This is a genomic window from Streptomyces sp. NPDC001914 (assembly GCF_042891215.1).
Classification (GTDB): Bacteria; Actinomycetota; Actinomycetes; order Streptomycetales; family Streptomycetaceae; genus Streptomyces.
Window position 1 is genome coordinate 54,509 of the sequence record NZ_JBIASW010000006.1, and the last position, 25,608, is coordinate 80,116.

Consider the following 25,608-nt stretch of genomic DNA (forward strand, 5'->3'; position numbering starts at 1 on the left):
AGCGGAGCCCTGAAGAACAGCTCCGCCGGAGACAGCGCCCCGGAGGCCAGTACCACCGAGGACAGCGCCCCAAAGAACCGAGCCTCCAAGGAAAGCTCCCCGGAGGGCGATACCCCCGAGGCCCACACCCTTGAGGGCGAAGCCCCCATGAGCGGCACTCCTGAGGACAGCTCCCCCGGGGCCCACACCTTCGAGGGCAAGGCCCCCGAGGACGGCGCCCCTTCGCGGGACCCGGACGGTGCACCCGCAGGGGACACGGACGGCGTCCCCTCTGCGCGGCTCGGGGCGTCCGGGCATGGCCTCGGGGCCGGGCGGAGGCCCGCGTTCCGGCCGGTTGCCATTCGGACCGCCCGCGACGCCGTCACCGCCGCCGCGCTGTATCTGGGCTGGCTCGGCTACCGCGACATCCGGCGGGCCGACCAGCGGCCCACGTCCGGGATCGGACTCGCCGCGCGAGGCATCCTGGCCCAGGTGGACCCCACCGTGCGGCCGGCCTCGCTGCGCGACGTGGAGTGTCTGTGGCTGACCGCCATGACGGAGTCGGCGACCTGTGTGTTCTTCTCCCTGGCCGGCTACGACGAGGACGCCCGCGCCCGCGCCGACACCCTCGGCGTCCCCCTCTTCGTCCTGGACCTCACGGGCTCGCCCCGGCCGGTGAACAGCCCGGCCGACGACCTCATCGCCGTCTCGGGCTGAACACCGGGCACGGCGAGCGGCGTCGGCTCGGGCCGTGGAGGCGCGGGCACCGGCACCCCGGGAGCCCTACTCGGCGAACGTCTCCCGCAGTTCGATCTTCCGCACCTTCCCCGAGACCGTCATCGGGAAGGTCTGAAGGATGCTCAGCCGGCTGGGGATCTTGTAGTGCGCCAGCCGCCCCTCGCAGAAGGCGCGCAGCTCCTCCAGCGTGAGCGGGTCGGCCGGATCGCGCGGGATGACGCAGGCGAGCACCTCCTCGCCGTAGCGCTCGTGGGGAACGCCGACCACCTGGACGTCGGCGATCTTCGGGTGGGCGTACAGGAACTCCTCGATCTCACGCGGGTAGATGTTCTCGCCACCCCGGATGATCATGTCCTTGATGCGCCCGACGATCTCGACGTACCCGTCCTCGCGCATCACGGCGAGGTCCCCGGTGTGCATCCAGCGCCCCGCGTCGACGGCCTCGGCGGTCTTCTCCGGCTCGTTCCAGTAGCCGAGCATCACGCTGTAGCCGCGGGTGCACAGCTCCCCGGCGGTGCCGCGCGGCCGGGTCACCCCGTCCACCGGGTCGACGACCTTCACCTCCAGGTGCGGAAGGACCCGGCCGACCGTTCCCGTGCGGTGCTCCAGGTCGTCGTCCCGGCGCGTCTGGAGCGAGACGGGCGAGGTCTCCGTCATGCCGTAGCAGATGGACACCTCCTCCATGTGCATCTCCGCGACCACCCGTTTCATCACCTCGACCGGGCAGGGCGAGCCCGCCATGATGCCGGTGCGCAGGGTGGACAGGTCGTACGTCGCGAAGTCGGGGAGGTTCAACTCCGCGATGAACATGGTGGGTACGCCGTACAGCGAGGTGCACCGCTCCTGCTGCACGGCCCTCAGCGTGGCCGCCGGGTCGAACGAGGGGGCCGGGATCACCATGCACGCGCCGTGCGAGGTGGCGGCCAGGTTTCCCATCACCATGCCGAAGCAGTGGTAGAAGGGAACCGGGATGCAGACCCGGTCCTGTTCGGAGTAGGCGATCAACTCCCCCACGAAATAGCCGTTGTTCAGGATGTTGTGGTGGGAGAGCGTGGCTCCCTTGGGGAAGCCCGTCGTTCCCGAGGTGTACTGGATGTTGATGGGGTCGTCGCAGGACAGCTCACCGGCCCTGACGTTCAGCTCCTCGCGCAGGGCCGGGGTTCCACGCCGCACCAGCGCGTCCCAGCTCGGGTCGCCGATGTAGACGGCCTCCCGCAACCGCGGGCATCTGCCGCGCACTTGCTCGACCATCGCGCGGTAGTCGCTGCCCTTGTGGCTGAGCGAGGCGAACAGCAGCGAGATCCCGGCCTGATCGAGGACGTACTCCACCTCGTGGGTGCGGTAGGCCGGGTTGATGTTCACCATGATCGCGCCGATGCGGGCGGTGGCGTACTGGACGAGCACCCACTCCGGGCAGTTGACCGCCCAGATGCCCACCCGGTCGCCCTTGGCCACTCCGGACGCGAGCAGCGCGTACGCCAACTCCTCGACGTCGGAGCCGAATTGCGCGTAGGTCCAGCGCCGGCCCGAGGGCACGTCGACCAGCGCCTCCCTCGTCGGCCAGGCGGCGACGGCCCGGTCGAGGTTCGCCCCGATGGTGTCGCCGAGCAGCGCCGTGCCGCCCGTCCCGTGTGCGTACGACAGTTCACTCACCGGAAGTCCTCCTCGCGGTACTCGGCGTCCGAGCCGGCGGCCGTGGCCTCGCGCAGCTCGATCCGGCGGATCTTGCCGGAGACGGTCTTGGGCAGCTCGCCGAACTCCAGGCGGCGGATGCGCTTGTACGGCGAGAGCACCGTGCGCGCGTGCTCGAAGAGGACCTTGGCGGTGTCGGGGCCGGGTTCGTACCCCGCCGCGAGGACGATGTACGCCTTCGGGACGGCCAGGCGCAGTTCGTCGGGCGCCGGGACCACGGCGGCCTCGGCGACCGCCTCGTGCTCCAGGAGCGCGCTCTCCAGCTCGAAGGGCGAGATCTTGTAGTCGGAGGCCTTGAACACGTCGTCGGCGCGGCCGACATAGGTGATGTAGCCGTCGGCGTCGCGCGAGCCGATGTCCCCGGTGCGGTAGTAGCCGCCGGCCATCGCCTCCGCCGTACGGTCGGGGTCGCCGTGGTAGCCGGTCATCAGGCCCACGGGACGCTCGGACAGGTCGAGGGAGATCTCGCCCTCCGACGCGCCGGGCGCGCCGGTCACCGGGTCGAGCAGTTCGACGCGGAAGCCGGGGCTCGGCCGGCCCATGGAGCCGGTCTTGAGCGGCTGGCCGGGGCTGTTGGACACCTGGACGGCGGTCTCGGTCTGGCCGAAGCCGTCCCGGATGGTCACGCCCCAGGCACGCCTGACCTGTTCGATGACCTCGGGGTTCAGCGGCTCGCCGGCGGCGACGACCTCGCGCGGCGGGGTCCGCAGCAGGCCGAGGTCGGCCTGGATGAGCATGCGCCACACGGTGGGCGGGGCGCAGAAGGTGGTGACGCCGGCCCGGTCCATCTCGGCCATCAGCCGGCCCGCGTCGAACCGCGTGTAGTTGTAGAGGAAGACGGTCGCCTCGGCGTTCCACGGAGCGAAGAGGTTCGACCAGGCGTGCTTGGCCCAGCCGGGTGAGGAGATGTTCAGATGGACGTCCCCGGGCTTGAGCCCGATCCAGTACATGGTGGCCAGGTGGCCGATGGGGTACGAGACGTGGGTGTGCTCCACGAGCTTGGGCTGAGCGGTGGTGCCCGAGGTGAAGTAGAGCATCAGGGGGTCGTCCGCGTGGGTGGGGCCGTCGGGCTCGAAGGCGGGATCGGCGGCGGCGCTCTCCTCGTACGCGTGCCAGCCGGGGCGCGTGCCGCCGACCGCGATCCTGGTGTAGTCGCCGGGGACCGCGTCGAACTTCGCGGTGTCCTCGGAGCGCACGACGACGTGCCGCACCCGGCCGCGTTCGATCCGGTCGGCCAGGTCGGCGGCGCCGAGCAGCGGGGTGGCCGGGATGACGACGGCGCGCAGCTTCATCGCGGCGAGGGCTGTCTCCCACAGCTCGACCTGGTTGCCGAGCATGACGAGGACGCGGTCCTCCGCGCCCACGCCCCGCGAGCGCAGCCAGTTGGCGACCCGGTCGGAGCGCTCGGACATCGCGGCGAAGGAGACCTCGACACGTCCGCCGTCCTCCTCCACGATGTGCAGGGCGGTGCGGTCGTTGTCCCGCGCGATGACGTCGAACCAGTCGAGGGCCCAGTTGAAGTGCTCCGGGCGGGGCCAGCTGAAGCCCTCGTACGCCGTGGAGTAGTCCGAACGGTGCTTCAGCAGGAAGTCCCGTGCGGCACGGAACCCGTCCGCCCTGCCCGTTGTCGCCGTCATGTGTCCTCCTCGTTGCCGGACCGCCGCCTACCATCGTGTATTCCGTGATGCAGGTCTCACCACCCCCGAACGGGGGTGCCCCGCGATGAAGGGACGAGCAGGTGGCAGCGGACACGGCCGAGTCGGTGGAAGTACGCGCCGCGCTGGTGCGGCTGCGGCGTGCCACGGGACTGCCGGTGGCCTTCGGGGGTCTCGTCGACTCCGGCGGGCGGCTGGTGCGCATCAGTGAGCTGAGCGGCACGGCGACGCCCGCGCTGAGTTCGCTCGCGGTCTCCTCGGGCAACGGGCTGGGCGGCAAGGCGGTGGCCCTGGCCCGGCCGTGCGCGGTGAGCGACTATCCGGCCTCGCGGCAGATCAGCCACGAGTACGACACGGCGGTGGCGACGGAGGGGCTGTGTTCCGTCCTCGCGGTACCCGTCGTCGTACGCCGCCGGGTGCGCGGTGTCCTGTACGGCGCTCTGCGGACGGCCCAGCCGCTGGGCGACCGCACGCTGGGAGCGGCCGTCGCCGCGGCCCGGGACGTGGAACAGGCGCTGGTCGTCCGGGACGCGGCCCACGACCTGCTGGGCGTCGTCCGCGAGCCCGGCCCGGTGCCGGGAGCGACGGGGGACGCGGCCTGGGAGGAGGTGCGTGAGGCCCACGGGACGCTGCGGGCGCTGGCGCCGCGGATCGCCGACCCGAAGCTGCGGGCCGAACTGCTCTCCGTGTGCGGCCGGCTGGCCGACGCGGCGGCTCCGTCCGCGGGCGTGGCGCACGACGTCGTCCTGGCTCCGCGCGAGGTGGACGTCCTCGCCTGCGTCGCGGCGGGGGCGACGAACGCGGCCGCCGCCGAGCGGCTCGGGCTCCGTCCGGAGACCGTGAAGGGGTATCTGCGTTCGGCGATGCGCCGGCTCGGCGCGCACACCCGGCTGGAGGCCGTCGTCGCCGCGCGCCGGGCGGGGGTGCTGCCCTAGCGGACCGCCCGCGGCGGGACCCTTCATTCAATCGTCCGGACCGTGAAATGACGTATGCGTACCATCTGTTATTTCCCTCACCACCCGGACTGTCCGAAATTCAAAGAGACGTTGCCTAATATTGGCCAGGACACGACACACGAGGGGAGCGGTGACCGTGCGAGGGGACTTCAGGGAACCTGCGAGACCGCGCCCCGACCTGGTCATCGGCCGGGAGGAACTCTTCGCCGCGGCACGCGAGCAGCTCTCCGACGGCGGCAGTGTGCTCGTCCACGGGCCCGCGGGAATAGGAAAGTCGACCGTTCTGCGGGCGCTGGCCGCCGAATGCGCCGAATCGGCGCGCACCGTCTTGCGTTGCTCGGCCACCGAGTCCGAATCCCATCTCCCCTTCCTCGCGCTGGCCGACCTCCTCGGTCTGGTCGTCGACGAGATCGCCGACCGGCTGCCCGCCCCGCAGCGCACCGCCCTGGAATCGGCGCTCACCGGCCGCGGTGAGTCGACGCTCCAGCGCGACGGTCTGGCGCTGCGGCTCGCGGTGCTGTCGGCGTTCCGCGCCCTCGCCGCGCGCGGGCCGGTGCTGATCGTCGCCGACGACCTCCAGTGGCTCGACCCGGCCAGTGCCGAACTCCTCGGCTTCGCCGCCCGCAGGCTGGGCGGCACCCCGGTCCGCATGCTCACCGCGGTGCGTACGGAGACCGAGCCCCAGGCACAGGACCACGACCGCTTTCTCCGCGCGTCCGTCCCGGAGACCCTCGCCCTGCGGGTCGCGCCGCTGGCCCGCGCCAAGGTGGCCGAACTCCTGGCACAGCGCGGCTACACCGGTCTGCCCCGCTCCACCGTGCGCGACATCCACCGCACCAGCGGCGGCAATCCGCTCTTCGCGCTGGAGCTGGGCCGCGCCCTCGCCGAGTCCCCGACCCGGCCGAGCCCGGGCGAACCGCTCCCCGTACCGACGTCACTGCGGGCGCTCGTCCTCAGCCGGCTGGACATGTTGTCCGCCGAGGCCCGCCGCACCCTGCTCGTGGCGAGCGCCGGAGCCCGCCCGACCCTGGCCCTGCTGCACGCCGCGGGCCGGGAGAACGCGGAGGCGGAGACGGCGTCGGCCGCCGCGCTCGGCCTTCTCGCCACCGAACGCGAGACACCGGGCATCCGATTCGCGCACCCGCTGGTCTCGGCCGCCCTGTACGCGGAGGCCGACGCGCAGGAACGGCGCGCCGCGCACTCGGCCCTGTCCCGCGCGGCCTCCGATCCCATCGAGCGGGCCCGGCACCTCGCGCTGGCCACCACCGGAACGGACCCCTCGGTCGCCGCCCGGCTCGGCGAGGCCGCGGCCGCCGCCCGTGACCGCGGCGCCCCCTCCGTCGCCGTCGGGCTCGGACTGCTCGCCGCCCGGCACACCCCGGCCGGCGCCCGGCCGGGCCCGGACGAACGGCGCCTCCAGGCGGCCGAGGACGCGCTGACGGCCGGGGAGACGGACCTCGCCCGGGACATCGCCCGCCAGGTGCTGTCACGAGCAACCGCCCCCGCCGAACGGGTCCGGGCCTGGATGGTCGTCGTCGACTCCGCCGGGCAGGCCATGGCCGAGATCGACGCCGTCTTCCCGCAGGCGCTCGCCGACGCGGGCGACGACCCCGGCCTGGTCGCCCTCGTCCGCTACCAGCTCGCCTGGCGGGCCCTGCTGATGGACGGCGAGATGACCAAGGCCCGCGAGGAGGCCGCCCGGGCCGCGCGGCTCGCGGCGCGCGCCGGTGACCGGCGCACCGAACTCCTCGCGCTCGGTTTCCAGGCGCAGATGGAGACCCTGATGGGGCACGCGGACGCGCCCTCGACCATCCAGCGGGCGATGCGCGAGCCGCAGGACCCCCGGGTCGCCTGCGACCACAACGGGGCCGGTGCCGCCCGATTCCGCTGGCTCATCATGGGCGACCGGCTCGCCGAGGCCCGTACGGCCATCACCGCGCTGCTGCGCGAGGTGCAGCGGCGCGGCATGGTCGAGAGCGAACTGCACTTCCTGCGCGGCCTCGCCGAGACCGAACTGCGCTCCGGTCACTGCGGCCGCGCCCTCGACCTGGCCAGGGAGAGCCTGCGGCTGGCCCGCGACACCGGCATCGGCGAGGCGGCCACCGCCATGTTCACCTCGCTCGCCGAGGCGGCCGGCGGTGACGTGGACCGGGCGCTCGCACTCGCCCACGAGGCCGTGGACCGCGCCGAGGAGGACGGCGACATGGTCTACATCTCGCGCGCCCTGGGCGCCCTCGGGCACGCCCAGCTCGTCGCCGGGGACGCCGCGTCCGCGGTCCGCTCGCTGCGCCGGGTCCGCGAGCTGGAGGAGGCGCTCGGCGTCATCGACCCCGCCCGGGGCCGCTGGCACGGGGACCTCGCGGAGGCCCTGGTCAGCATCGGCGAGACCGCGGAGGCCCAGGACGTCATTGACGTGACCCGCCGGCGCGCGCTCAGGCTGGAGCGCGAGAGCGTGCTCGCCGTGCTCGACCGCGCCGAGGCACTGGTACGGGCCGCGCGCGGCGAACAGGGACCCGCGGAACGCCAGTTGGCCTCCGCACAGGACCGTCTCGGCAAGCTGGGCTACGGACTGGAGGAGGCCCGTGCCGCGTACGCCCTCGCCGGGCTGCGCACCGTTCCGCACGCTCCCGGACCCGCCCGGGCGGGGGGCGCGTCCGGGCCGGGGCCCATCTCCTACGACGAGGCGGCCCGGCTGTTCCGGCGGTGCCGCGCGCTGCCCTGGCTCCGTCAGGTCGAGGCGGCGGCCGCGCATCCTCCGGCCGCGCCGCCGCTGGCCCCCGCCGCCCTCGACACCCTCGCCGCCACCGAGCGCCAGGTCGCCGCGCTGGTCATGGAGGGGGCCACCAACCGCGAGATCGCCGGGCGGCTGTTCATCAGCGTCAAGACCGTGGAGGCCACGCTCACCCGGGTGTACCGGAAGCTGGGGATCCGGTCGCGGGTCGACATCGTGCGGCTGGCCGCGGAGCGCAGGCCCGACTGACGCTCCGCCGGCCCGGCCCGACTGACGCTCCGGCGGCCCGACCCGACCCGGCCCCGCCCGGGCCAGGGCGCGGGCGCGCGGGCCGGGACTCCGTGCGGGCAGAAAAGGCGGCACGGGGCGCGCGGGAAGCGGCCGGACCGGTGAGACTGCGGGCCGGAACGGTGACGCTCCGGCCGACACCGGTAGAGCCCCCGGCCAGGGCGGTATGGCTGCTGGGTGACTCCTTCGGGTGAACGTGCGCCGGACGGGCGGGGCCCCCTGGCCGGGACCGACCGGACGGCGCCCGCGTCAAACACGACCCGCGCCCTACAAGGGTTTTCCCTCCCCCGTCTCCACTAGGGGGTTCCCTCATTGGGAGAGAGCGGTCACACCCCCTAGCGTGTGGGCGTGCCGCTCGCTCGGGCCCCGCGACACCCCATCCAGAGGCGTCGTGACTCCCCCCACACACCCGCGCGTCCCCCCACCGGCAACTTTCAAGGAGACCGATGTTCGGGCTCATCCGCCTCAAGAACAGCGCAGCCCTCTGTGCGGCGACCGCCGCGGCAGCCACGACCACACTGCTGGGCGCCCCGTCCGCCGCGGCCGCTCCCCAGCCCATCGTCGGCGGCACGACGACCACGACGACCGCGTACCCGTTCATGATGCAGATCACCGACGCCAGGCAGAACCAGTTCTGCGGCGGCACCCTCGTCGCCGCCGACAAGGTCGTGACCGCGGCCCACTGCATGTCGGGCGAGACGACGAGCAGTGTCCGTGTGGTGGGCGGACGGACGTTCCTCAACGGCACGGACGGCACCGTCGGCACGGTCAGCAAGATCTGGATCAACCCCGACTACACCGACGCCACCGACGGCGACGACGTGGCCGTCCTGACGCTGTCCACGCCGATGCCGTACACCCCGGCACCGTACGTGTCGGGCTCCGACACCGGCCTGTACGCGGCCGGCACCGAATCCCGCATCGTCGGCTGGGGTACCACCTCGGAGAACGGCACCTCCTCGAACCAGCTCCGCACCGCGACCGTCCCGATCGTGTCGGACGCCAGTTGCACGGCCTCGTACGGCTCCAACTACGTGGCCTCCGACATGGTTTGCGCCGGTTTCGACGCGGGGGGCGTCGACACCTGCCAGGGCGACAGCGGCGGCCCGCTGCTCATCAACGGAGTACTGGCCGGCATCACCTCCTGGGGCGAGGGCTGCGCGGAGGCCGGCTACCCGGGGGTCTACACCCGACTGACCACGTTCTCCAGCCTGGTGACCGAGCAGGTCGACTCGTAGGGGAAGAAGATCTCCTGAGTACCCCTCAGGTAAAAGCCGAGGGGCGTTGCGAGCCTCCACGAGCGGCCCGCAACGCCCCTCATCCAAGAAACACAGCCCGGTACCTGCCGGCGGACGGCTTCCCCGCGGCGCCCCCGTCCGCCGGCATCTCAGGGCCGGGCGACCGTGCCGAACCGGATGTCGTACTCCTCGCCGGGGTGCATCGCCGTGAGCATCCGCTCCGCCTCCGCGACGACCTCGTCCCGCCGCGTCCCGGTCAGCGCGCCGAAGGGCTCGACGACCAGCGCGCCCTCCTTCAGCTTCCACAGGCCGGACACGAAGCCGTCGACGAGCAGGGTGCGGTAGGCCTGATTCCCCTGCCAGGTACGCCCCTTGAGGTCCGCGGGGACGACCCGGGACCGGTCGGCGTGGGACAGCAGCAGATTGTCGAACTCGGGCAGGAAGCGGGGCGGCGCGGGCGTGTCCGGGTCGGGCCGGGGCGCGTCGGGCAGGTCGAAGAGTTCCCCTCCCTTCTCGTCGCGGAACACCGTCAGGGAGGGCCTGAGCCGGTCGAAGACCTCGCGGAGCCGGGTGAGGCCGGCCCAGGTCTGCATGTCCTTGACCGAGGCGGGGCCGAAGGCTGCGAGATAGCGCAGCACGGTCGCGTCGGGCGCGGGTGCGGGTTCGGCGGGGCGGCCCAGCCAGTGCTCGGCGGTGGTGAGGGCGACCTGGCCGCTGCGGCCCCACAGTCCGCGCGGGGTGACCTGGACGAGGGGCAGGGTGCAGCGGGCCGCGACGGAGAGGGCGAAGGGGTCGGCTTCCGGCCACCGGAGGAGCAGTGCCTCGCGGAGCTGCTTCATGGTGCGCGGCTCGGCCTCCACCAGCTCACGGCTGATCGCCGCGAGCCGGTCCAGGTCGACGCCGGTGAGCCCCTTGCGGAACTGGCCCAGTTCCCTGTCCCGGGCGGCCTGGACCAGCGGCCGCAGGGTGAGGGCGTCGTCGGCGGTGTGCGTGTGGATGGTGGAGCGCATGGTGACGATCCGCACGACGTCCCGCGCGTCCATGGCCGCCGACAGGTGCTCGGGCCCGAAGCCCTCCAGCCGGGCCGCGAGGGCGTAGTACGGCGGCTTCACGTTCTGCGCCTGGAGGCCGAGCAGATGCCCGACGGCGGCCGTGGCGGACATCGGGGAGCGGCGCAGCAGGAGCTGACGGTCGAGGGTCGCGCGGTTGAGGGCGCGGGTGCCGAGCACGGGGGCCGTCGCGGTCGTCTTCGTCATGCCCGCACGCTAACCCCGCTCGCGGACACCTTCTGTCCGCGACTCCCGTCCGGTCCCGGTCCGGCACCCCTCCCGGCCGGGTACCGTCCGGTGTCGCCGCACGGACCGTTTGCCCCGTATATCCTGCTCGGAGATCGCGCAGACGTACGTTCGACCCTGGAGGCAGCCGCGATGTCCGAGCGACGCGCCCGCTCAGCCTCGGACGACCGGCGGGGCTCCGGTGACCCGGACGGCGCCGGGGAGGCGAAGGGCGCCCAGGACCCCGGCGGCCCCAGAGGCACGAGGGCCGGGCGGAGGTCGCTCTGGCGGCGTGCCCTGACGCCGCCGTCCGCGCCGCCCCCGCGGCAGACCCCGCCGCGGGAGGCGCCTGCGGCGCCGGAGCCCGCCGAGGTCGTCAGCGTCGTCCAGTCGGCCCTGTACCGCGACGGGGTACGGGTGTCGACGCCCGCCTCGCTGGCCGAGACCTTCCGCGAGCTGCGCGAGCAGCCGGACGGCATGGCGTGGATCGGCCTGGCCCGCCCGACGGCGGCCGAACTCCACTCGCTGGCGGCCGAGTTCGACCTGCATCCGCTGGCCGTCGAGGACGCGATGGAGGCGCATCAGCGCCCGAAGCTGGAGCGGTACGGAGAGACGCTCTTCGTCGTCCTGAGCGCCGCCCGCTATCTGGACGCGGCCGAGGAGGTCGACTTCGGCGAGCTGCACGTGTTCGTGGGACCGGACTTCGTGATCACGGTCCGGCACGGCGCGGCACCGGACCTCTCGGCGGTGCGCCGCCGCATGGAGGGCAGTCCGGAATTGCTGCGGCTCGGTCCGGAGGCCGTGCTGTACGCGATCCTCGACTCCGTCGTCGACGGTTACGTGCCGGTGGTCTCCGGCGTCCAGAACGACATCGACGAGATCGAGACCGAGGTGTTCCGCGGCGACCCCGCGGTGTCCCGCCGCATCTACGAACTCTCCCGCGAGATGGTCGAGTTCCAGCGTGCCACCCGCCCGCTGGTGGGCATGCTGCACAGTCTGATGGCCGGCTTCGCCAAGTACCGCACGGACGAGGAACTGCAGCGCTACCTCCGCGACGTCGCCGACCACGTCACGCACACCAGTGAGCGGGTGGACGGATTCCGCCAGGCCCTCACCGACATCCTCACCGTCAACGCGACGCTCGTGACCCAGCAACAGAACGCCGAGATGCGGGCGTTGGCGGAAGCGGGCTTCGAGCAGAACGAGGAGATCAAGAAGATCTCCTCCTGGGCCGCCATCCTGTTCGCGCCCACCCTGGTCGGGACGATCTACGGCATGAACTTCCGTCACATGCCCGAGTTGCACTGGGTGTTGGGCTACCCCTTCGCGATCGTTCTGATGGCGGTGGTGTGTACGAGCCTGTACATCGTCTTCAAACGCCGCGACTGGCTCTGAGCGCGCCGGGGAGGACGGTTCCGCATCGGCCGGTTTGCCGAACTGCGTGCCGTGGAAGGCCTGTTGAGGCTCGTAGATCGCGATCGCGCGCCCGTCGCGGAAGCGCTGCTCAAGCGCGTGGTGGGGTCAAAGCGCCCGGAGGGGGACAACCGTCGGCGGAACCGGCACCAAATCTTGAACACAAATTCCACACATCCCCCTCTTCATAGCGGCCTCGATGGTCTAGATTGACCGTGCTTCAGATGTTCGGACACGAGGCGACCAATAATGATCTATAGGTCCGGCGTCAGGAATGCCAGCATTGGCCTTCCTCGACACCGGGCACGGGGGTGGTCGGTCCTCGGAACCCCGAAGGTTCGGGTGCGGGGAGCACCCGGGACCTCGAAGGGTTTCCGGACACGGCGCGGCGCGGGAGGCGGGGGCCTCCCGGGGGGAGGAACAGCGCGGCGCAGCACGGGGGGCGGGGGTGCCTCGCGTGGCGAGAACAGTGTTAGGCGAACACGTCGAACCACTGGAACCTGGGGGGTTCTGTGCGGCAAGGGGGACTAGTACGTCCGTTTCCGTCTGCGCGCGAGCGTCTGACGGACGGGGCGATGCGTCAGCCTGCGACCGACTGGGAGCAGCGCTACCGCCGTACCGTGATCACAAGCGACATGGTTGCCACGGCCGTCGTGGTGGCGTCCATCGGCAACTTCTTCGGGGCCCGGGACGCGGCCAACTGGCATGAGAAATGGGGCATCCTGGCGTTCGGCACCGAGCTGCTGGTGCTGGGGGCACTGGCGGTGGGCCGGGCGTGGGCTCCGGCCGTCTTAGGCCAGGGCGCGGAGGAATTCCGCCGGCTGGGACGGTCGCTGTTCGCGGCGACCGTGGTCCTGGCGCTCGGCGGGATCGCCCTCACCTCGCGCAACATCAAACTCTGGATCTTCGTCGCGATCCCCGCGATCGCGATCGTGACCATGACCGTGCGCTACCTGCTGCGGCTGTGGCTGCACAAGCAGCGGAAGGAAGGCCGGTGTCTGCGACCGGTGCTCGCCGCCGGCAGCCCGGCCACCGTGCGCGATCTGGTCACCCGGACCCGCAAGTTCCCGCACCTCGGCTGGCGGGTGGAGGCGGTCTGCACGACGGACGGTCACGGGCTCGACGGTGACCAGCTCGACGGGGTGCCGGTCGTCGGCCGGCTGGCGGACGTCGCGAACCACGTGCACCGCGACGGGTACCGCGTCGTCGCCGTCACCCCGGACCCGCACTGGTCGCCCGACCGGTTGCAGCGGCTGGCCTGGAACCTCGAGGGCAGCGACGCGGAGATGGTCGTGGCGCCCGTGCTGATGGAGGTGGCCGGTCCGCGGCTGCACGTCGACGCGGTGCTCGGGATCCCGCTGCTGCGGGTCAGCATGCCGACCTTCACCGGCGGCCGCCGTGCGGTCAAGGTGGTCGTCGACCGGCTGGGCGCGGCCGTCCTGCTGCTGCTGTTCGCGCCGCTGATGGTGCTCGTCGGCCTGCTCGTGCTGCTGGACAGCCGGGGCGGGGCGTTCTACCGCCAGCGCAGGGTCGGCAAGAACGGCCGCGAGTTCACGATTCTCAAGTTCCGCACCATGGTCTCCGGGGCCCACAGCGCACGTGCGGAGCTGGCCGGTCTCGACGAGGGCGCCGGCCTGTTGTTCAAGGTCCGCCGCGATCCGCGGGTGACCCGGGTCGGAGCGGTGCTGCGCCGGTACTCGATCGACGAACTCCCGCAGTTGTTCAACGTGTTGGCCGGATCGATGTCGCTGGTCGGTCCGCGGCCTCCGTTACCGGAGGAGTCCGCCGCGTACGGCCCGGACATCCGTCGGCGGCTGCTGGTCAAGCCCGGGCTCACCGGCCTGTGGCAGATCAGCGGACGCAGCGACCTGTCGTGGGAGGAGGCGGTGCGGCTGGACCTCCGGTACGTGGAGGACTGGTCGCTCGCCCTGGACACCGTGATCTTGTGGAAGACGCTGCGTGCGGTGCTCTACGGGCAGGGGGCCTATTGATGCGCGGAGGGTGTCGTCCGGCAGGCGCGTGTACGGCAGGCCGCAAGGGTCTGCCCTGGGGGAGGAACGGGTCATGAAGGTCAGCGTTTTCGGGCTCGGTTACGTGGGCTGCGTGTCGGCCGCGTGCCTGGCCGGCCAGGGCCACGACGTCGTCGGCGTGGACGTCAACCAGGTGAAGGTCGACCTGGTCAACGACGGCAAGGCCCCGGTGGTCGAGGAGGGGATCGGCGAGCTGGTCGCCGACGTCGTGGGGAGCGGCGCCTTACGCGCCACCACCGACGTGCGTGACGCGATCGCGAACAGCGAGGTGTCGCTGATCTGCGTGGGCACGCCCTCGGAGTCCAACGGCAGCCTGTGCACCACCTACTTGGAGCGGGTCACCGAGGAGATCGGTGCCGCGCTGGCCGAGCGCGGCGGCCGGCACACCGTCGTGTTCCGCAGCACCATGCTCCCGGGCACCTGCCTGGACCTGCTGGTGCCGATCCTGGAGAAGTCCTTCGGCGGTACGGCCGGGGTGGACGTCGGGGTGGCAGTCAACCCGGAGTTCCTGCGCGAGGGCACGAGCGTGCGGGACTTCTTCGACCCGCCGAAGACCGTGATCGGCCAACTCGACGCGGCGAGCGGCGATGTGGTGGCTGCTCTGTACGAGGGCCTGCCCGGCGAGGTGTTCCGGGTGCCGGTCCCGGTGGCCGAGGCGATCAAGTACGCGGACAACGCGTTCCACGGCCTCAAGATCGGCTTCGCGAACGAGCTGGGCGCGGTGTGCCAGGCGCTCGGGGTGGACTCGCACCAGGTGATGGACGTGTTCCTCGCCGACCGCAAGCTGAACATCAGCCCCGCCTACCTGCGGCCCGGCTTCGCCTTCGGCGGCTCGTGCCTGCCCAAGGACCTGCGCAGCCTGGTCCACGCGGCGAACCGGGCCGACGTCTCGGTGCCCATCCTGTCGCACGTGCTGCCCTCCAACGCCGACCACCTGCAGCGCGCGGTGGAGATGGTCGAGCGCACCGGCAAGCGCCGGGTGGGACTGTTCGGGCTGTCCTTCAAGCCCGGCACCGACGACCTGCGCGAGAGCCCGCTCGTCGAACTGGCGGAGAGGCTCTTCGGCAAGGGGTACGACCTGCGCATCCACGACGCCAACGTGAGCCTCTCCCGGCTCCTCGGCGCCAACCGTGAGTACATCGAGACCCGCCTGCCGCACCTCGCGCAGCTGCTCGCGGACTCCGTCGACGACGTACTCGAACACGCCGAGGTACTCCTGGTCGGGACGAAGGACCCGGCCGTCCTCTCGGCGCTGCCCCACGGCGACGGTCCCGTGATCGTCGACCTCGTCCGCCTTCCCGACGCCGACGCGCGCCGGACCGAACCGGGATACATGGGCCTTGCTTGGTGATTCGACCAGCGGCGACCGGAAGAACCGGCGCGCGCTGATCCTGGTGGAGAACCTGTCGGTGCCGTTCGACCGACGGGTGTGGCAGGAATGCACGACCCTGCGCGACGCGGGCTGGACCGTGCACGTCATCTGCCCGCAGGGCAGCAAGCGGGACACGGAGCCGGAGGCGGTGATCGACGGGGTGCGGATCCACCGCTACCCGTTGCGCGCCGCCACCGGCGGACCGGCCGGCTATGTGCGGGAGTACGGATCGGCGTTGTGGCACACGATGCGGCTGGCCCGGAAGATCGGGCCGGTCGACGTCGTGCACGCCTGCAATCCGCCCGACCTCCTGTTCCTGCCCGCGCGGTGGCTGAAGCGGCGCGGAGCGCGGTTCGTCTTCGACCAGCACGACCTGGTGCCCGAGCTGTACCTCTCCCGGTTCGACCGCGGCGAGGACCTGCTCTACCGCGGTGTGTGCGCGCTGGAGCGGATGACGTACCGGGCCGCGGACGTCGTGCTGGCCACGAACGAGAGCTACAAGGACACCGCGGTGCGCCGCGGTGGCAAGCGGCCCGAGGACGTCTTCGTGGTGCGCAGCGCGCCCGACATCGACCGCTTCCACCCCGTGCCGGCGGAGCCGGAGCTGAAGCGCGGCAAGCCCCATCTGCTGTGCTACCTCGGCGTGATGGGCCCGCAGGACGGTGTCGACTACGCGCTGCGGGCCCTCGCGAAGCTGCGCGACGAGGTCGGACGGACCGACTGGCACGCGGTGTTCGTCGGCGGGGGCGACACCTTCGACGCGATGGTGGAGCTGTCCGGGCAGCTGGGGCTCTCGGACCAGGTGCAGTTCACCGGACGCATCCCCGACGCGGATCTGGTGCGCTACCTGTCCACCGCGGACGTGTGCCTCTCCCCCGACCCGCACAACCCGCTCAACGACGTGTCGACCATGAACAAGGTCCTGGAGTACATGGTGATGGGCCGCCCGCTCGTCTCCTTCGACCTCCGGGAGGCCCGCGTCTCCGCCGGTGACGCCGCCGTCTACGCGCCCGCCAACGACGAGTCCGAGTTCGCGCGGCTCATCGCGCTGCTGCTGGACGATCCCGAGAAGCGGGCCCTGATGGGCAAGATCGGCCAGGAACGGATCAGCGGCCCGCTCTCGTGGCGGAACTCGCAGGCGTCGCTGCTCGCCGCCTACGCCGCCGCCTGCGGCGACGACGCTCCGGCGGGCGGCCCGGAAAGTGCACAGGGCGGAGGCCGCACCGTTGAACGATGACACGATACGCCTGGTCACGATCGGCCGGATCGTCCGCCGGCGCTGGCGGCTCCTCGCCGCGCTCGCGCTCGTGGGCGCGCTCCTCGGCTACGGCGCCTCGCTGCTCTTCCCGCCGCGCTACACGGCATCGGCGTCGGTGCTGCTGCCCGGCGCCTGGGAGGAACGCGAGCTGCTGACCCAGCAGGAGATCGCGACCAGTTCGGTGGTGGTCGACGCGGCGGCCGACGCGCTCCACTGGAACGACGTCCCCACCAGCGAGCTGCGGGACCAGGTGAGCGCGAAGACCGCCGACGGGAACATCATCAAGATCTCGGGCACGGCGGACACCCCGGAGCGCGCGCAGCGGCTCGCCGACCAGGTGGCACGGCAGTTCGTCACGTTCGCCGCGCGGATCGCGGACAACAACAGCGACCCCGACACGGCGGCGCAGCGCGAGGCGCTGCAGAAGACGGTGACGCAGACCAGCCGGCGCATCACCGAGCTGGCCGACTCCGCCGATCCCGGGCAGACCGTGGAGAGCGTGCAGGCCCGCACCGAGCTCGAGAAGCTGCGGACCACGCTCCAGGAGGCCATCAACAAGCTGGACCAGGCCGACCCGGCCGCCGCCAAGGCCAACATGGTCGTCATGGGCTCGGCCCCGCGGCCGACCGGCGAGGCACCGCCCACCCGGATCCAGCTCATCGTGGCCGGGGCACTGCTGTTCTTCCTGATCGGTGTCGTCGGTCATCTCACCGCGGCCCGCATGAGCCGCCGGCTGCGCACGCAGCCGGAGATCGCCGCGGCGCTGAACGCGGAGCTGCTGGGTACCGTCGACGTTCCCGGCGAGCGGCCCGGACACCGGCCGCAGGGCCATGGCTCGCGGTCCGGGATCCGCCGGCTGCTGGGCGTCGACGTCCGCTGGGACGTCCCGGCCCCGCAGACCTCGGGCGACGAGGCCAGCAGACAGATCCGCTACCGGCGGGTGTGCGCCCGCCTCCGGGACACGCTGCCCGCCCCCCGGCGGCTGCTGCTCCTCGTCCCCCAGGGCGACGAGGTCGCCCTCGTGGCCGCCGGCCGGCTCGTGGCCGAGGCCGAGGGCGATCCGCTGCTGCGGGTGGTCGAGGTCCCGGTGTCCCAGCCGCTCGTGCCGGACCGCGGCAGCGAGTCCGGCGCCCTGGTGGTGCTCAGCCCGGGGAACTGGACCGCGGCGGAGCTCGCCGGAATCGCCGAGGCCTGCGCGGACGCCAGGCACGAGGTCGTCGGCATCGTCCTCGCCGATCTGGTCCGTGCCCTCCCGGCACGGTCGGCCGGTACTCCCCGGAACGCGGCCACGCCGGTGCTCGCGGTCGGCCACGACGTGAAGGGAAGTTCAGGGTGACGACGCGTACGACTTCGGAGTCGTCGGCCGCCGCTCCGCTGGTGGACCTGCAGGCGCTGGTGGTCGCGGTGCGCAGGCGGCGCCGCTTCTGGTGCGCCGCGGGTCTGCTGGGGCTGCTCGTCGGCGCGGCGGTGGCGGTCCTGCTGCCGGCGCCGCCGACCGCGGTGACCAAGGTGCTGGTCGCGCACCAGGAGGACCAGCCGAACGATCCCGGAACGCTGATCCGCACCGACGTGGCGCTGCTGCAGACCACGCGGATCGCCGGCGAGGCCCTCAAGTCCCTCCACTCCACGGAGAAGCCCGAGGACTTCATGCGGGACTACTCGGGGCTCGGCCTGACCAACAACCTGCTGCAGATCACGGTGACGGGTGACAGCGACGCGGAGGCGGAGGCCCGCGCCAAGGCGCTGGCGGACGCGTTCGTCGCGGACCACGTGAAGCGGATCCGGGCGGCCGCGGACGCCGAGGCCAAGGCCCTGCTCGACCAGCGTGACCGTCTCCAGGGCGAACTCACCAAGGTCAACAAGGCGATCGGGGACGGGTCGGCGCAGAGCGGGCCGACGGCGTCGGCGGACCTGGAGTCGCTCTTCGCCCGCCGCGCCGAACTCACCTCGCGCATCACCGACTTCGGGCAGCGCGCCGCGGAGGCGCGTATCGGCACGCCGCAGCTCGTCGCCGGCACGCAGATCGTGGACGCCCCGAGTGCGGTGCGTACGTCCCTGCCCAGGACGGCCGCCACCGACGGTGTCATCGGCCTCGTCCTCGGACTGGTCCTCGGCCTCGCGGTGGCCGCGGTCGGTTCGGTGGTGGCCGACCGCCCCGTGCTGCGCAGGGAGATCGCGTCGAACCTCGGCGCCTCGGTCATCGCGGAACTGCCCCGCGGCAAGGGCAGGCTGGGGCGGCGGCGCCGGACCCGGACGGCACGCGAACGGCTCACCACGTCCCTGGCGCGCACCGCCCGCGGCTCCGCGGAACCGGTGTCGCTGCTCGAACTGGGCTGCGCGCGCAGCACCGGAGCGATCGCCCTGGACCTCGCCAGGGCCCTGTCGGCGGACGGACCGGTGGTCGTCGTCGACGGCCTGCCCGGCACGCAGCTCGCCAGGCGCCGCCCGAAGCAGGGAGACCCCGCCGTGATCGGCGGCGAACGTGCCGCGGACCTGCCGCACCAGGACCGCCGGGTCGGGGTCGGTTCGGTGGCGCCCGGCACGGCGTGGACCGACCTGCAGTACCTCGGCACCCGGACCGTGCTCGTCGTCCGTGCAGGGCAAGGGAGTTCGGCATGGCTGCACACCGTGGCACGGCAGCTCGCGGACCAGCGGATCGCGGTCATCGGTGTCGTGCTGATCGACCCCGATCCGCGTGACCGGACCGACGGCACGCTGTGGGACGGACTGAACACCGCACTGCGCGGCCAGGACGAACGGTCGGCCCGGCAGAGCGGGCTGGGCCGGCGGGCCGAGCGCCTGCCGATGTGGACGGCCCGCGTCCCGGACAGCGACCAGGAGGCACGGTAGGACATGTGTGGCATCGCGGGTACTTACCGATGGCCCGACGGGAAGGCGGTGGCCGACCGGCTCACCGAGACGCTCGCCCACCGCGGCCCGGACGGGGCGGGTCACTACAGCCATCCCGCCGGTGACGGCGAGGTGCACCTCGGGCACCGCCGGCTGGCCATCATCGACCTGTCCGAGACGGGCGCCCAGCCGATGGTCTCGGGCGGCCTCGTCCTGACGTACAACGGCGAGCTGTACAACGCGCCCGAACTGCGTGCCGAGCTGGAGGCGTCGGGGGTGCGTTTCCGCGGCACCTCCGACACCGAAGTGCTGCTGGAGGCGTGGCGGCGCTGGGGCACGGACTGTCTGCCCCGGCTGCGCGGCATGTTCGCGTTCGGGATCTTCGACGAGCGGACGGGTGAACTGACGCTCGCCCGCGACCAGCTCGGCATCAAGCCGCTGTTCCTGCTCCGGCGCGGCGGGGGCCTCGTGTTCGCCTCCGAGCTCAAGGCGCTGGCCGCCGTGACCGGCGGGTCGCTCGAGGTGGACCACGCGGCGCTGGTGGCGTCGCTGCTGTACTACTGGGTGCCGGACTCGCGGTGCGCGTTCCGCGAGGCCGAGAAGCTGCCGCCGGGGAGCTGGATCCGGTTCCGGCCCGACGGCGGGGTGGCGCGAGGGCAGTACTGGAGCCTGCGGGAGGTCGCTGCCGAGGGCCAGGAGCGTGCCCGCGCCGGCGATCTGCCGGACATCGCCGCCGTCGTCGAGGAGTCGACCCGGCGCCACCTGCTCTCCGACGTGCCCGTGGCGACCTTCCTGTCCGGGGGGCTCGACTCCAGCTACCTGACCGCGCTGGCGGCCCGCGACCGGCCGGGGATCTCCGCCTACACGATCGGATTCCGGGCCGAGGACGCCAAGTTCGAGGCGATGCCGGACGACCTGCGCTACGCCCGGCAGGTGGCCGAGCGGTTCGGCGTCGACCTGCACGAGATCGAGATCGCCCCGGACGTGCTGGACCTGCTGCCGCGGATGACGCACCATCTGGACGAGCCGATCGGCGACCCCGCCGCGATCAACACGTTCCTGATCTGCTCGGCCGCCCGGGAGGCCGGGGTCAAGGTGATGCTCTCGGGGATGGGCGCCGACGAGCTGTTCGCCGGCTACCGCAAGCACCTCGCCAACCTGATCGCGCTGCGCTACCAGCGGGTCCCGGGGCCGCTGCGGCGCGGTGTGTCCGCGGCCGTGGACCGGCTGCCGGTCGCCTCGGCCCGCCGGGGGTACCGCTCGGTGCGGTTCGCCAAGCGGTTCCTGTCCTTCGCGGACCTGCCGGAGGAGACCGCGTTCCGGCGCAGCTACACCATGTACGACCGGGACGAGCTGCTCGCCCTGATCGATCCGGACCTGGCGGGGACGGTCGAGGACGTGCTGACCGAGCACGCGGACGTCTACGAGGACAACGACCTCGACGACTTCGTCAACCGCATGTGCCTGGGCGACGCCCGGATGTTCCTGCCGGGCCTGAACCTCGCCTACACGGACCGGTCGAGCATGGCCGCCTCGACCGAGGTGCGGGTGCCGTACGTGGATGTCGAGGTGGTCAGGGCGGCGTTCGCGGTGCCCGGCGACCGCAAGATCGTCAAACGGCAGAGCAAGGCCGTCCTCAAGGAGGCGGCCACCTCGGTGCTGCCGCGGGAGATCGTGTACCGGCCCAAGGGCCTGTTCAGCGCCCCGCTGCGGGCCTGGATGAGCCGGGACCTCGCCCCGCTGGTGCGCGAGGTGGTGAACGACGGCGAGCTGGTCCGTTCCGGGCTCCTGCGCCGCGACGCGCTGGCGCGCATGGTCGCCGAGGACGCCGCCGGGCAGCGGGACTTCTCCAAGCATCTGTGGCATGTGCTGACGCTCGAGTACTGGTATCGCGGCGCGACCTCAGGGGCCGGCCGGCAGTCTCCCGTGACGGCCTAGAGACAGTAGAGACAAGAGGACTTCGGTGAAACAGGTCGTACAGAACTACAAGAGCGGCGAGCTGGCACTGCTCGACGTGCCGGTGCCGGGGTGCAAGCCGGGCGGTGTGCTGGTCCGGAGCGCCTACTCGCTGATCTCCACCGGGACCGAGCTCATGAAGGTGTCCGAGGCCGGCATGTCGATGGTGGGCAAGGCCCGCTCCCGGCCGGACCAGGTGGCCAAGGTCATGCAGAGCGTGGCCACCAACGGGCTGCCCGCCACGTACCGCAAGGTGATGGGCAAGCTCGACTCCTACACGCCGCTGGGCTACTCGCTGTGCGGGGTGGTCGAGCAGGTCGGCGCCGGGATCGACGACGTGAAGGCCGGCGACCTGGTGGCCTGCGCCGGCAACGAGCACGCGCTGCACGCCGAGTTGAACTGGGTGCCGAAGAACCTCTACGCCCCGGTGCCGGACGGTCTCGCGCCGCGGCACGCGGCCTTCGGCACCGTGGGGTCGATCGCGATGCAGGGCGTCCGCCAGGGCGAGCCGCAGCTCGGGGAGGTGGCGCTGGTCATCGGCCTCGGGCTGATCGGGCAGCTGGTGGTGCAGCTGCTCACCGCCTCGGGGGTCCGCGTGGTCGGAGCCGACCCCGACCCGGCGCGCTGCGAACTCGCCGAGCGCCTGGGCGCCGCGGCCTGCGGCGATCCCTCCTCCGCGGCCGTGGAGAACTCCGTCGCCGAACTCACCGGCGGCCACGGCGTGGACCAGGTGTACCTGGCGGCCGGCGGCGGCAGCAACCAGCCCGTCGAGCTGGCCGCCCGGCTCTGCCGCGACCGCGGGCGGGTCGTCGACATCGGCAAGTGCCGTCTCGACCTGCCGTGGAACGCGTACTACGAGAAGGAGCTCGACGTCCGGTTCTCGCGCAGCTACGGCCCGGGTCGCTACGACCCGTCGTACGAGCTGGAGGGACGCGACTACCCGATCGGTTACGTGCGCTGGACCGAGCGCCGCAACCTGGCCTGCTTCCTCGACCTCGCCGCCCGCGGCCGCGTGGACGTGGAGCCGCTGATCTCCCACATCGCCGGCTTCGACGACGCCGTCGAGACCTACCGGAGCCTGAAGGACGGCGAGTTGAAGGCCGTGGCCGTGCTGTTCCGGTACCCGGAGCAGGCGGCGGAGACGGAGACCCCGGAAACCCCGGTGGAGGCACCGGAGTTGGCCGTGCCCGCCGTGAAGCGGGGCGGCGGCGAGGGACCGGCGCCGGTCCGGGCCGCGAAGACGCCGGTGCGCCTCGCGTTCGTCGGCGCGGGCAACTACGCGACGTCGATGCTGCTGCCGCACCTGGCGCGGCGCGAGGGCGTCGAGCTGTCGACGGTCGTCACCACGACGGCGCTGTCCGCGGCCAACGCGCAGCGGAAGTTCGGCTTCGCCGAGGCGACCACCGATCTCGACGCCGTGCTCGGCGACAAGTCCATCGACGCGGTGTTCGTGGTCACCCGGCACAGCTCGCACGCCGAACTGACCCGGCAGGCCCTGCTCGCCGGCAAGACCGTGTTCGTGGAGAAGCCGCTGGCCCTCACCGAGGACGAACTGGCCGGGGTGCTCGCGGCGGTGGAGGAGTCCGGCAACGACCGGCTGCAGGTGGGCTTCAACCGCCGCTTCTCGCCGCTGCTCCAGGAGGCCAGGAACCGGTTCGGCGCCCGGACCGGTCCGGCGAGCCTGCGCTATCTCGTCAACGCGGGCCGGCTGACGCAGGGGAGCTGGTACCTCCAGCAGGGCACCGAGGGCTCGCGGTTCGCCGGCGAGGGCGGACACTTCATCGACACCGCGAGCTGGCTGCTCGACGCCGATCCGGTCTCGGTGTACGCGGTCGCCTCCTCCGGCAACGAGGACCTCCAGGTCGTCCTGCGCTACGCGGACGAGTCCACCGCGACCATCAGCTACGTCACCACGGGCGCGTCCGGCTTCCCCAAGGAGACGCTGGACCTGATCGCGGACGGCAGGGTGCTGCGGCTCGACGACTTCGTCCGTGCCTCCGTCCACAGCCGCAAGCGGTGGGTCAGTTCGCGGCTGCCGAAGGCCCGGGACAAGGGTCAGTCGGCCGAACTGGCCGCGTTCGTCAAGGCTGTTCGGACCGGCGGTCCGATGCCGGTGCCGCTGGAGTCCCTGGTCGCCACCACGGCGGCCACCCTCGCCGTGCAGAGCGCTCTGGCCGCCGGCGCGCCGGTGACGTTGGCGAGGACCCGATGACCATGAGCGCGGGCTGGTACCTGCGCCGCCTGTCCCGGATGGGGCCGAGGGAGATCGGCGGCCGGGCGGGCGACGCGGTGCGCAGGCGGCGGTGGCGTTCGGCACCGCCGGACTGCCCGGACGTGACCGGCGCCCGGTTCACCGCGGTGCTGCCGGCGGGGACCCTCGCCGCGGTGCCGCCGGACGCCGCGAAGCGTCTGACCGCCGAGGCGGACCGGCTGATGGACGGGCACGCCGAGTTCTTCGGGGTGGCGCGCGAGGACCTGGCCGACCCGGACTGGTCGTACGACCCGAAGACGGGGCGCCGCGCCCCGCAGGTGTACGCCTTCGACGTGCCGTACCGCGACGAGGACGCGGTCGGGGACATCAAGCAGATCTGGGAGCCGTCCCGGCACCAGTACCTCACCGTGCTCGCCGCCGCCTACGCGGTCACCGGGGACGAGCGGTACGCCGAGCGGGTGGCCGCGCATCTGCGGTCCTGGTGGGAGGCCAACCCGCCGCTGCGCGGGGTGCACTGGACCAGCGGCATCGAGCTGGGCATCCGGCTGCTGTCCTGGGTGTGGGTGCGCCGGCTGCTCGACGGCTGGCAGGGCGCGGCCGCCCTCTTCGAGGACAACCCGGTGGCACGGAACCAGATCTGGCACCACCAGCGCTGGCTCGCCGCCTTCCCCAGCCGTGGGTCCTCGGCGAACAACCACGTCATCGCCGAGACCGCCGGGCAGTTCGCCGCGGCCTGCGCGTTCGGGTGGTTCCCCTCCTCGGCGCGCTGGCGGGCCGACGCGCTGCGGTCGCTGGAGCGGGAGCTGCGGAGCAACACGTTCCTCTCCGGCCTCAACCGCGAGCTGGCCACCGAGTACCACGGCCTGGTGCTGGAGCTCGGCCTGGCCGCGGTGGCCGAGGCGGACGCCGCGGGCGTCCCGGTCCCCCCGACGGTCCGGCTCGTGCTGCTGCGGATGACCGACGCGCTCGCGGCCGTCGTGGACAACCGGCTGCGGCCGCCGCGCCAGGGCGACGCGGACGACGGGCACGGTCTGATCGTGGACGGCGCCGGAACCGACCGCTGGGCCTCGCTGCTCTCCACCGGGGAAGCCGTGTTCGGCCGGCTCGACTGGTGGCCGACGGTGACCGGCACCGATGTGCGCACCCCGCTGCTGGCCGCGTTCGTCCAGCCGTACGCGAGGAAGGACACCTCGCCGGCCGTGTCCCGGCCCGCGGAACGGCCCGCCCATTTCGCGGACGCGGGCATGACCATTCTGCGCGGGCCGGAGGAGATCTGGGTCCGCTGCGACGGGGGTCCGCACGGATTCCTGTCCATCGCCGCGCACGCCCACGCCGACGCGCTGTCGGTGGAGGTCCGGCACGACGGGGTCGACGTGCTCGCCGACCCGGGCACGTTCTGCTACCACGGGCAGCCCGAGTGGCGGCGGTACTTCCGCTCCACCCTCGGCCACAACACCCTTGAACTCGACGGCGGCGACCAGTCCGTCTCGGGCGGTCCCTTCCTGTGGACCCGGCACGCCCGCAGCCGCGTCCTGGTCGCGGAGGCCGCCGGCGCCGCCGCCGGGGGGACGGCCCGCTGGTGCGCGGAGCACGACGGCTACCAGGACTCCGTACACCGCCGCCGGGTGGAACTGGCGACCGTGAGCCGGGAGTTGACCGTCGTCGACGAGGTGCGCGGGCCGCGCGGGGACGTACGCCTGGCCTTCCACCTCGGACCGGCGGTCACCGCGGAACTGGAGGGGAACCGGGCACGGCTCACCTGGAGCCGGGACGGCGAGGACCGCTCCGCCGAGCTCGACCTGCCCGCCTCGCTGAACTGGCGGGCGCACCGCGGCGAGAGCGAACCGCCGCTGGGCTGGTACTCCGCCGGCTTCGGGCGCAAGGAGCCCGCCACGACGCTGGTCGGCTCGGGCGTCGCCGACGGCACGACGGAGTTCACCACCGTACTCAGGTTCCAGGGCTAGGG

The 25,608-nt window shown here is 72.5% G+C and carries 14 protein-coding genes and 2 pseudogenes; 13 read left to right on the forward strand and 3 right to left on the reverse strand.

Going from position 1 to position 25,608, the window contains the following annotated elements; all coding sequences use genetic code 11:
* Positions 1 to 318: 318 nt before the first annotated feature.
* A pseudogene (locus ACFYYF_RS18555) lies at positions 319 to 696 on the forward strand (hypothetical protein); the annotation flags it as partial.
* Positions 697 to 762: 66 nt separating this feature from the next.
* On the opposite strand, the gene ACFYYF_RS18560 reads toward ACFYYF_RS18555, so the two are convergent.
* Both ACFYYF_RS18560 and ACFYYF_RS18565 read right to left on the reverse strand, forming a co-directional pair.
* Complete coding sequence (locus ACFYYF_RS18560) at positions 763 to 2,370, reverse strand: AMP-binding protein (protein ID WP_388776894.1); 1,608 nt, start codon at positions 2,368 to 2,370, stop codon at positions 763 to 765.
* Positions 2,367 to 4,046 (reverse strand): AMP-binding protein, encoded by a 1,680-nt coding sequence (locus ACFYYF_RS18565; protein ID WP_388776896.1) that lies wholly within the window; start codon positions 4,044 to 4,046, stop codon positions 2,367 to 2,369. Before ACFYYF_RS18565 ends, ACFYYF_RS18560 begins: the two co-directional genes overlap by 4 nt.
* Positions 4,047 to 4,147: 101 nt before the next feature.
* Between ACFYYF_RS18565 and ACFYYF_RS18570 the strand changes: the two genes are divergently transcribed.
* The 3 genes from ACFYYF_RS18570 to ACFYYF_RS18580 all read left to right on the forward strand — a co-directional run bounded on the left by ACFYYF_RS18570 (position 4,148) and on the right by ACFYYF_RS18580 (position 9,277).
* Entirely contained in the window at positions 4,148 to 4,999 is an 852-nt protein-coding gene (locus tag ACFYYF_RS18570) for a helix-turn-helix transcriptional regulator (protein ID WP_361689512.1), read from the forward strand.
* Positions 5,000 to 5,150: 151 nt separating this feature from the next.
* The gene (locus ACFYYF_RS18575; protein WP_388776899.1) at positions 5,151 to 8,000 is read left to right on the forward strand and encodes an AAA family ATPase; all 2,850 of its coding nucleotides are present in this window, start codon (positions 5,151 to 5,153) and stop codon (positions 7,998 to 8,000) included.
* Positions 8,001 to 8,485: 485 nt separating this feature from the next.
* Positions 8,486 to 9,277: a S1 family peptidase gene (locus ACFYYF_RS18580; RefSeq protein ID WP_388776901.1), complete on the forward strand. Its 792-nt coding sequence runs from the start codon at positions 8,486 to 8,488 to the stop codon at positions 9,275 to 9,277.
* Between the two features lie 149 nt (positions 9,278 to 9,426).
* On the opposite strand, the gene ACFYYF_RS18585 is transcribed toward ACFYYF_RS18580, so the two are convergent.
* The gene (locus ACFYYF_RS18585) at positions 9,427 to 10,533 is read right to left on the reverse strand and encodes a winged helix DNA-binding domain-containing protein (RefSeq protein WP_388776904.1); all 1,107 of its coding nucleotides are present in this window, start codon (positions 10,531 to 10,533) and stop codon (positions 9,427 to 9,429) included.
* Positions 10,534 to 10,704: 171 nt separating this feature from the next.
* Between ACFYYF_RS18585 and ACFYYF_RS18590 the strand changes: the two genes are divergently transcribed.
* The 9 genes and pseudogenes from ACFYYF_RS18590 (at position 10,705) to ACFYYF_RS18630 (ending at position 25,606) form a co-directional block, all read left to right on the forward strand.
* A complete protein-coding gene (locus ACFYYF_RS18590; RefSeq protein WP_388776906.1) occupies positions 10,705 to 11,946 on the forward strand; it encodes a magnesium and cobalt transport protein CorA in 1,242 nt (413 codons plus the stop codon).
* A 530-nt stretch (positions 11,947 to 12,476) separates the two neighbouring features.
* Complete coding sequence (locus ACFYYF_RS18595) at positions 12,477 to 13,955, forward strand: sugar transferase (RefSeq protein ID WP_361689497.1); 1,479 nt, start codon at positions 12,477 to 12,479, stop codon at positions 13,953 to 13,955.
* Positions 13,956 to 14,028: 73 nt separating this feature from the next.
* On the forward strand, positions 14,029 to 15,345 hold the full coding sequence (locus tag ACFYYF_RS18600; protein ID WP_388776909.1) for a nucleotide sugar dehydrogenase: 1,317 nt from the start codon (positions 14,029 to 14,031) through the stop codon (positions 15,343 to 15,345).
* Positions 15,335 to 16,596 (forward strand): annotated as a pseudogene (locus ACFYYF_RS18605) (glycosyltransferase family 4 protein). Before ACFYYF_RS18600 ends, ACFYYF_RS18605 begins: the two are co-directional and overlap by 11 nt.
* Entirely contained in the window at positions 16,593 to 17,960 is a 1,368-nt protein-coding gene (locus tag ACFYYF_RS18610) for a Wzz/FepE/Etk N-terminal domain-containing protein (protein ID WP_388776912.1), read from the forward strand. Before ACFYYF_RS18605 ends, ACFYYF_RS18610 begins: the two are co-directional and overlap by 4 nt.
* Positions 17,957 to 19,474, forward strand: coding sequence for a Wzz/FepE/Etk N-terminal domain-containing protein (locus tag ACFYYF_RS18615; RefSeq protein WP_388776915.1), 1,518 nt, complete (start codon positions 17,957 to 17,959; stop codon positions 19,472 to 19,474). The genes ACFYYF_RS18610 and ACFYYF_RS18615 overlap by 4 nt, the downstream gene beginning before the upstream one ends.
* Positions 19,475 to 19,477: 3 nt before the next feature.
* Positions 19,478 to 21,412: an asparagine synthase (glutamine-hydrolyzing) gene (asnB, locus tag ACFYYF_RS18620; RefSeq protein ID WP_388776918.1), complete on the forward strand. Its 1,935-nt coding sequence runs from the start codon at positions 19,478 to 19,480 to the stop codon at positions 21,410 to 21,412.
* A gap of 25 nt (positions 21,413 to 21,437) precedes the next feature.
* Positions 21,438 to 23,642, forward strand: a complete 2,205-nt coding sequence (locus ACFYYF_RS18625) for a bi-domain-containing oxidoreductase (RefSeq protein ID WP_388776920.1) — start codon at positions 21,438 to 21,440, stop codon at positions 23,640 to 23,642.
* A complete protein-coding gene (locus tag ACFYYF_RS18630) occupies positions 23,639 to 25,606 on the forward strand; it encodes an alginate lyase family protein (RefSeq protein ID WP_388776923.1) in 1,968 nt (655 codons plus the stop codon). Before ACFYYF_RS18625 ends, ACFYYF_RS18630 begins: the two co-directional genes overlap by 4 nt.
* The last annotated feature ends 2 nt before the right edge of the window (positions 25,607 to 25,608 follow it).

What these genes read in the sequence shown, in the direction of transcription:
- ACFYYF_RS18565 (WP_388776896.1), bottom strand. Translation starts at nt 4,046, where the DNA reads ATGACGGCGACAACGGGCAGGGCGGACGGGTTCCGTGCCGCACGGGAC.
- ACFYYF_RS18580 (WP_388776901.1), top strand. Translation starts at nt 8,486, where the DNA reads ATGTTCGGGCTCATCCGCCTCAAGAACAGCGCAGCCCTCTGTGCGGCG.
- ACFYYF_RS18585 (WP_388776904.1), bottom strand. Translation starts at nt 10,533, where the DNA reads ATGACGAAGACGACCGCGACGGCCCCCGTGCTCGGCACCCGCGCCCTC.
- ACFYYF_RS18590 (WP_388776906.1), top strand. Translation starts at nt 10,705, where the DNA reads ATGTCCGAGCGACGCGCCCGCTCAGCCTCGGACGACCGGCGGGGCTCC.
- ACFYYF_RS18600 (WP_388776909.1), top strand. Translation starts at nt 14,029, where the DNA reads ATGAAGGTCAGCGTTTTCGGGCTCGGTTACGTGGGCTGCGTGTCGGCC.
- asnB (WP_388776918.1), top strand. Translation starts at nt 19,478, where the DNA reads ATGTGTGGCATCGCGGGTACTTACCGATGGCCCGACGGGAAGGCGGTG.
- ACFYYF_RS18630 (WP_388776923.1), top strand. Translation starts at nt 23,639, where the DNA reads ATGACCATGAGCGCGGGCTGGTACCTGCGCCGCCTGTCCCGGATGGGG.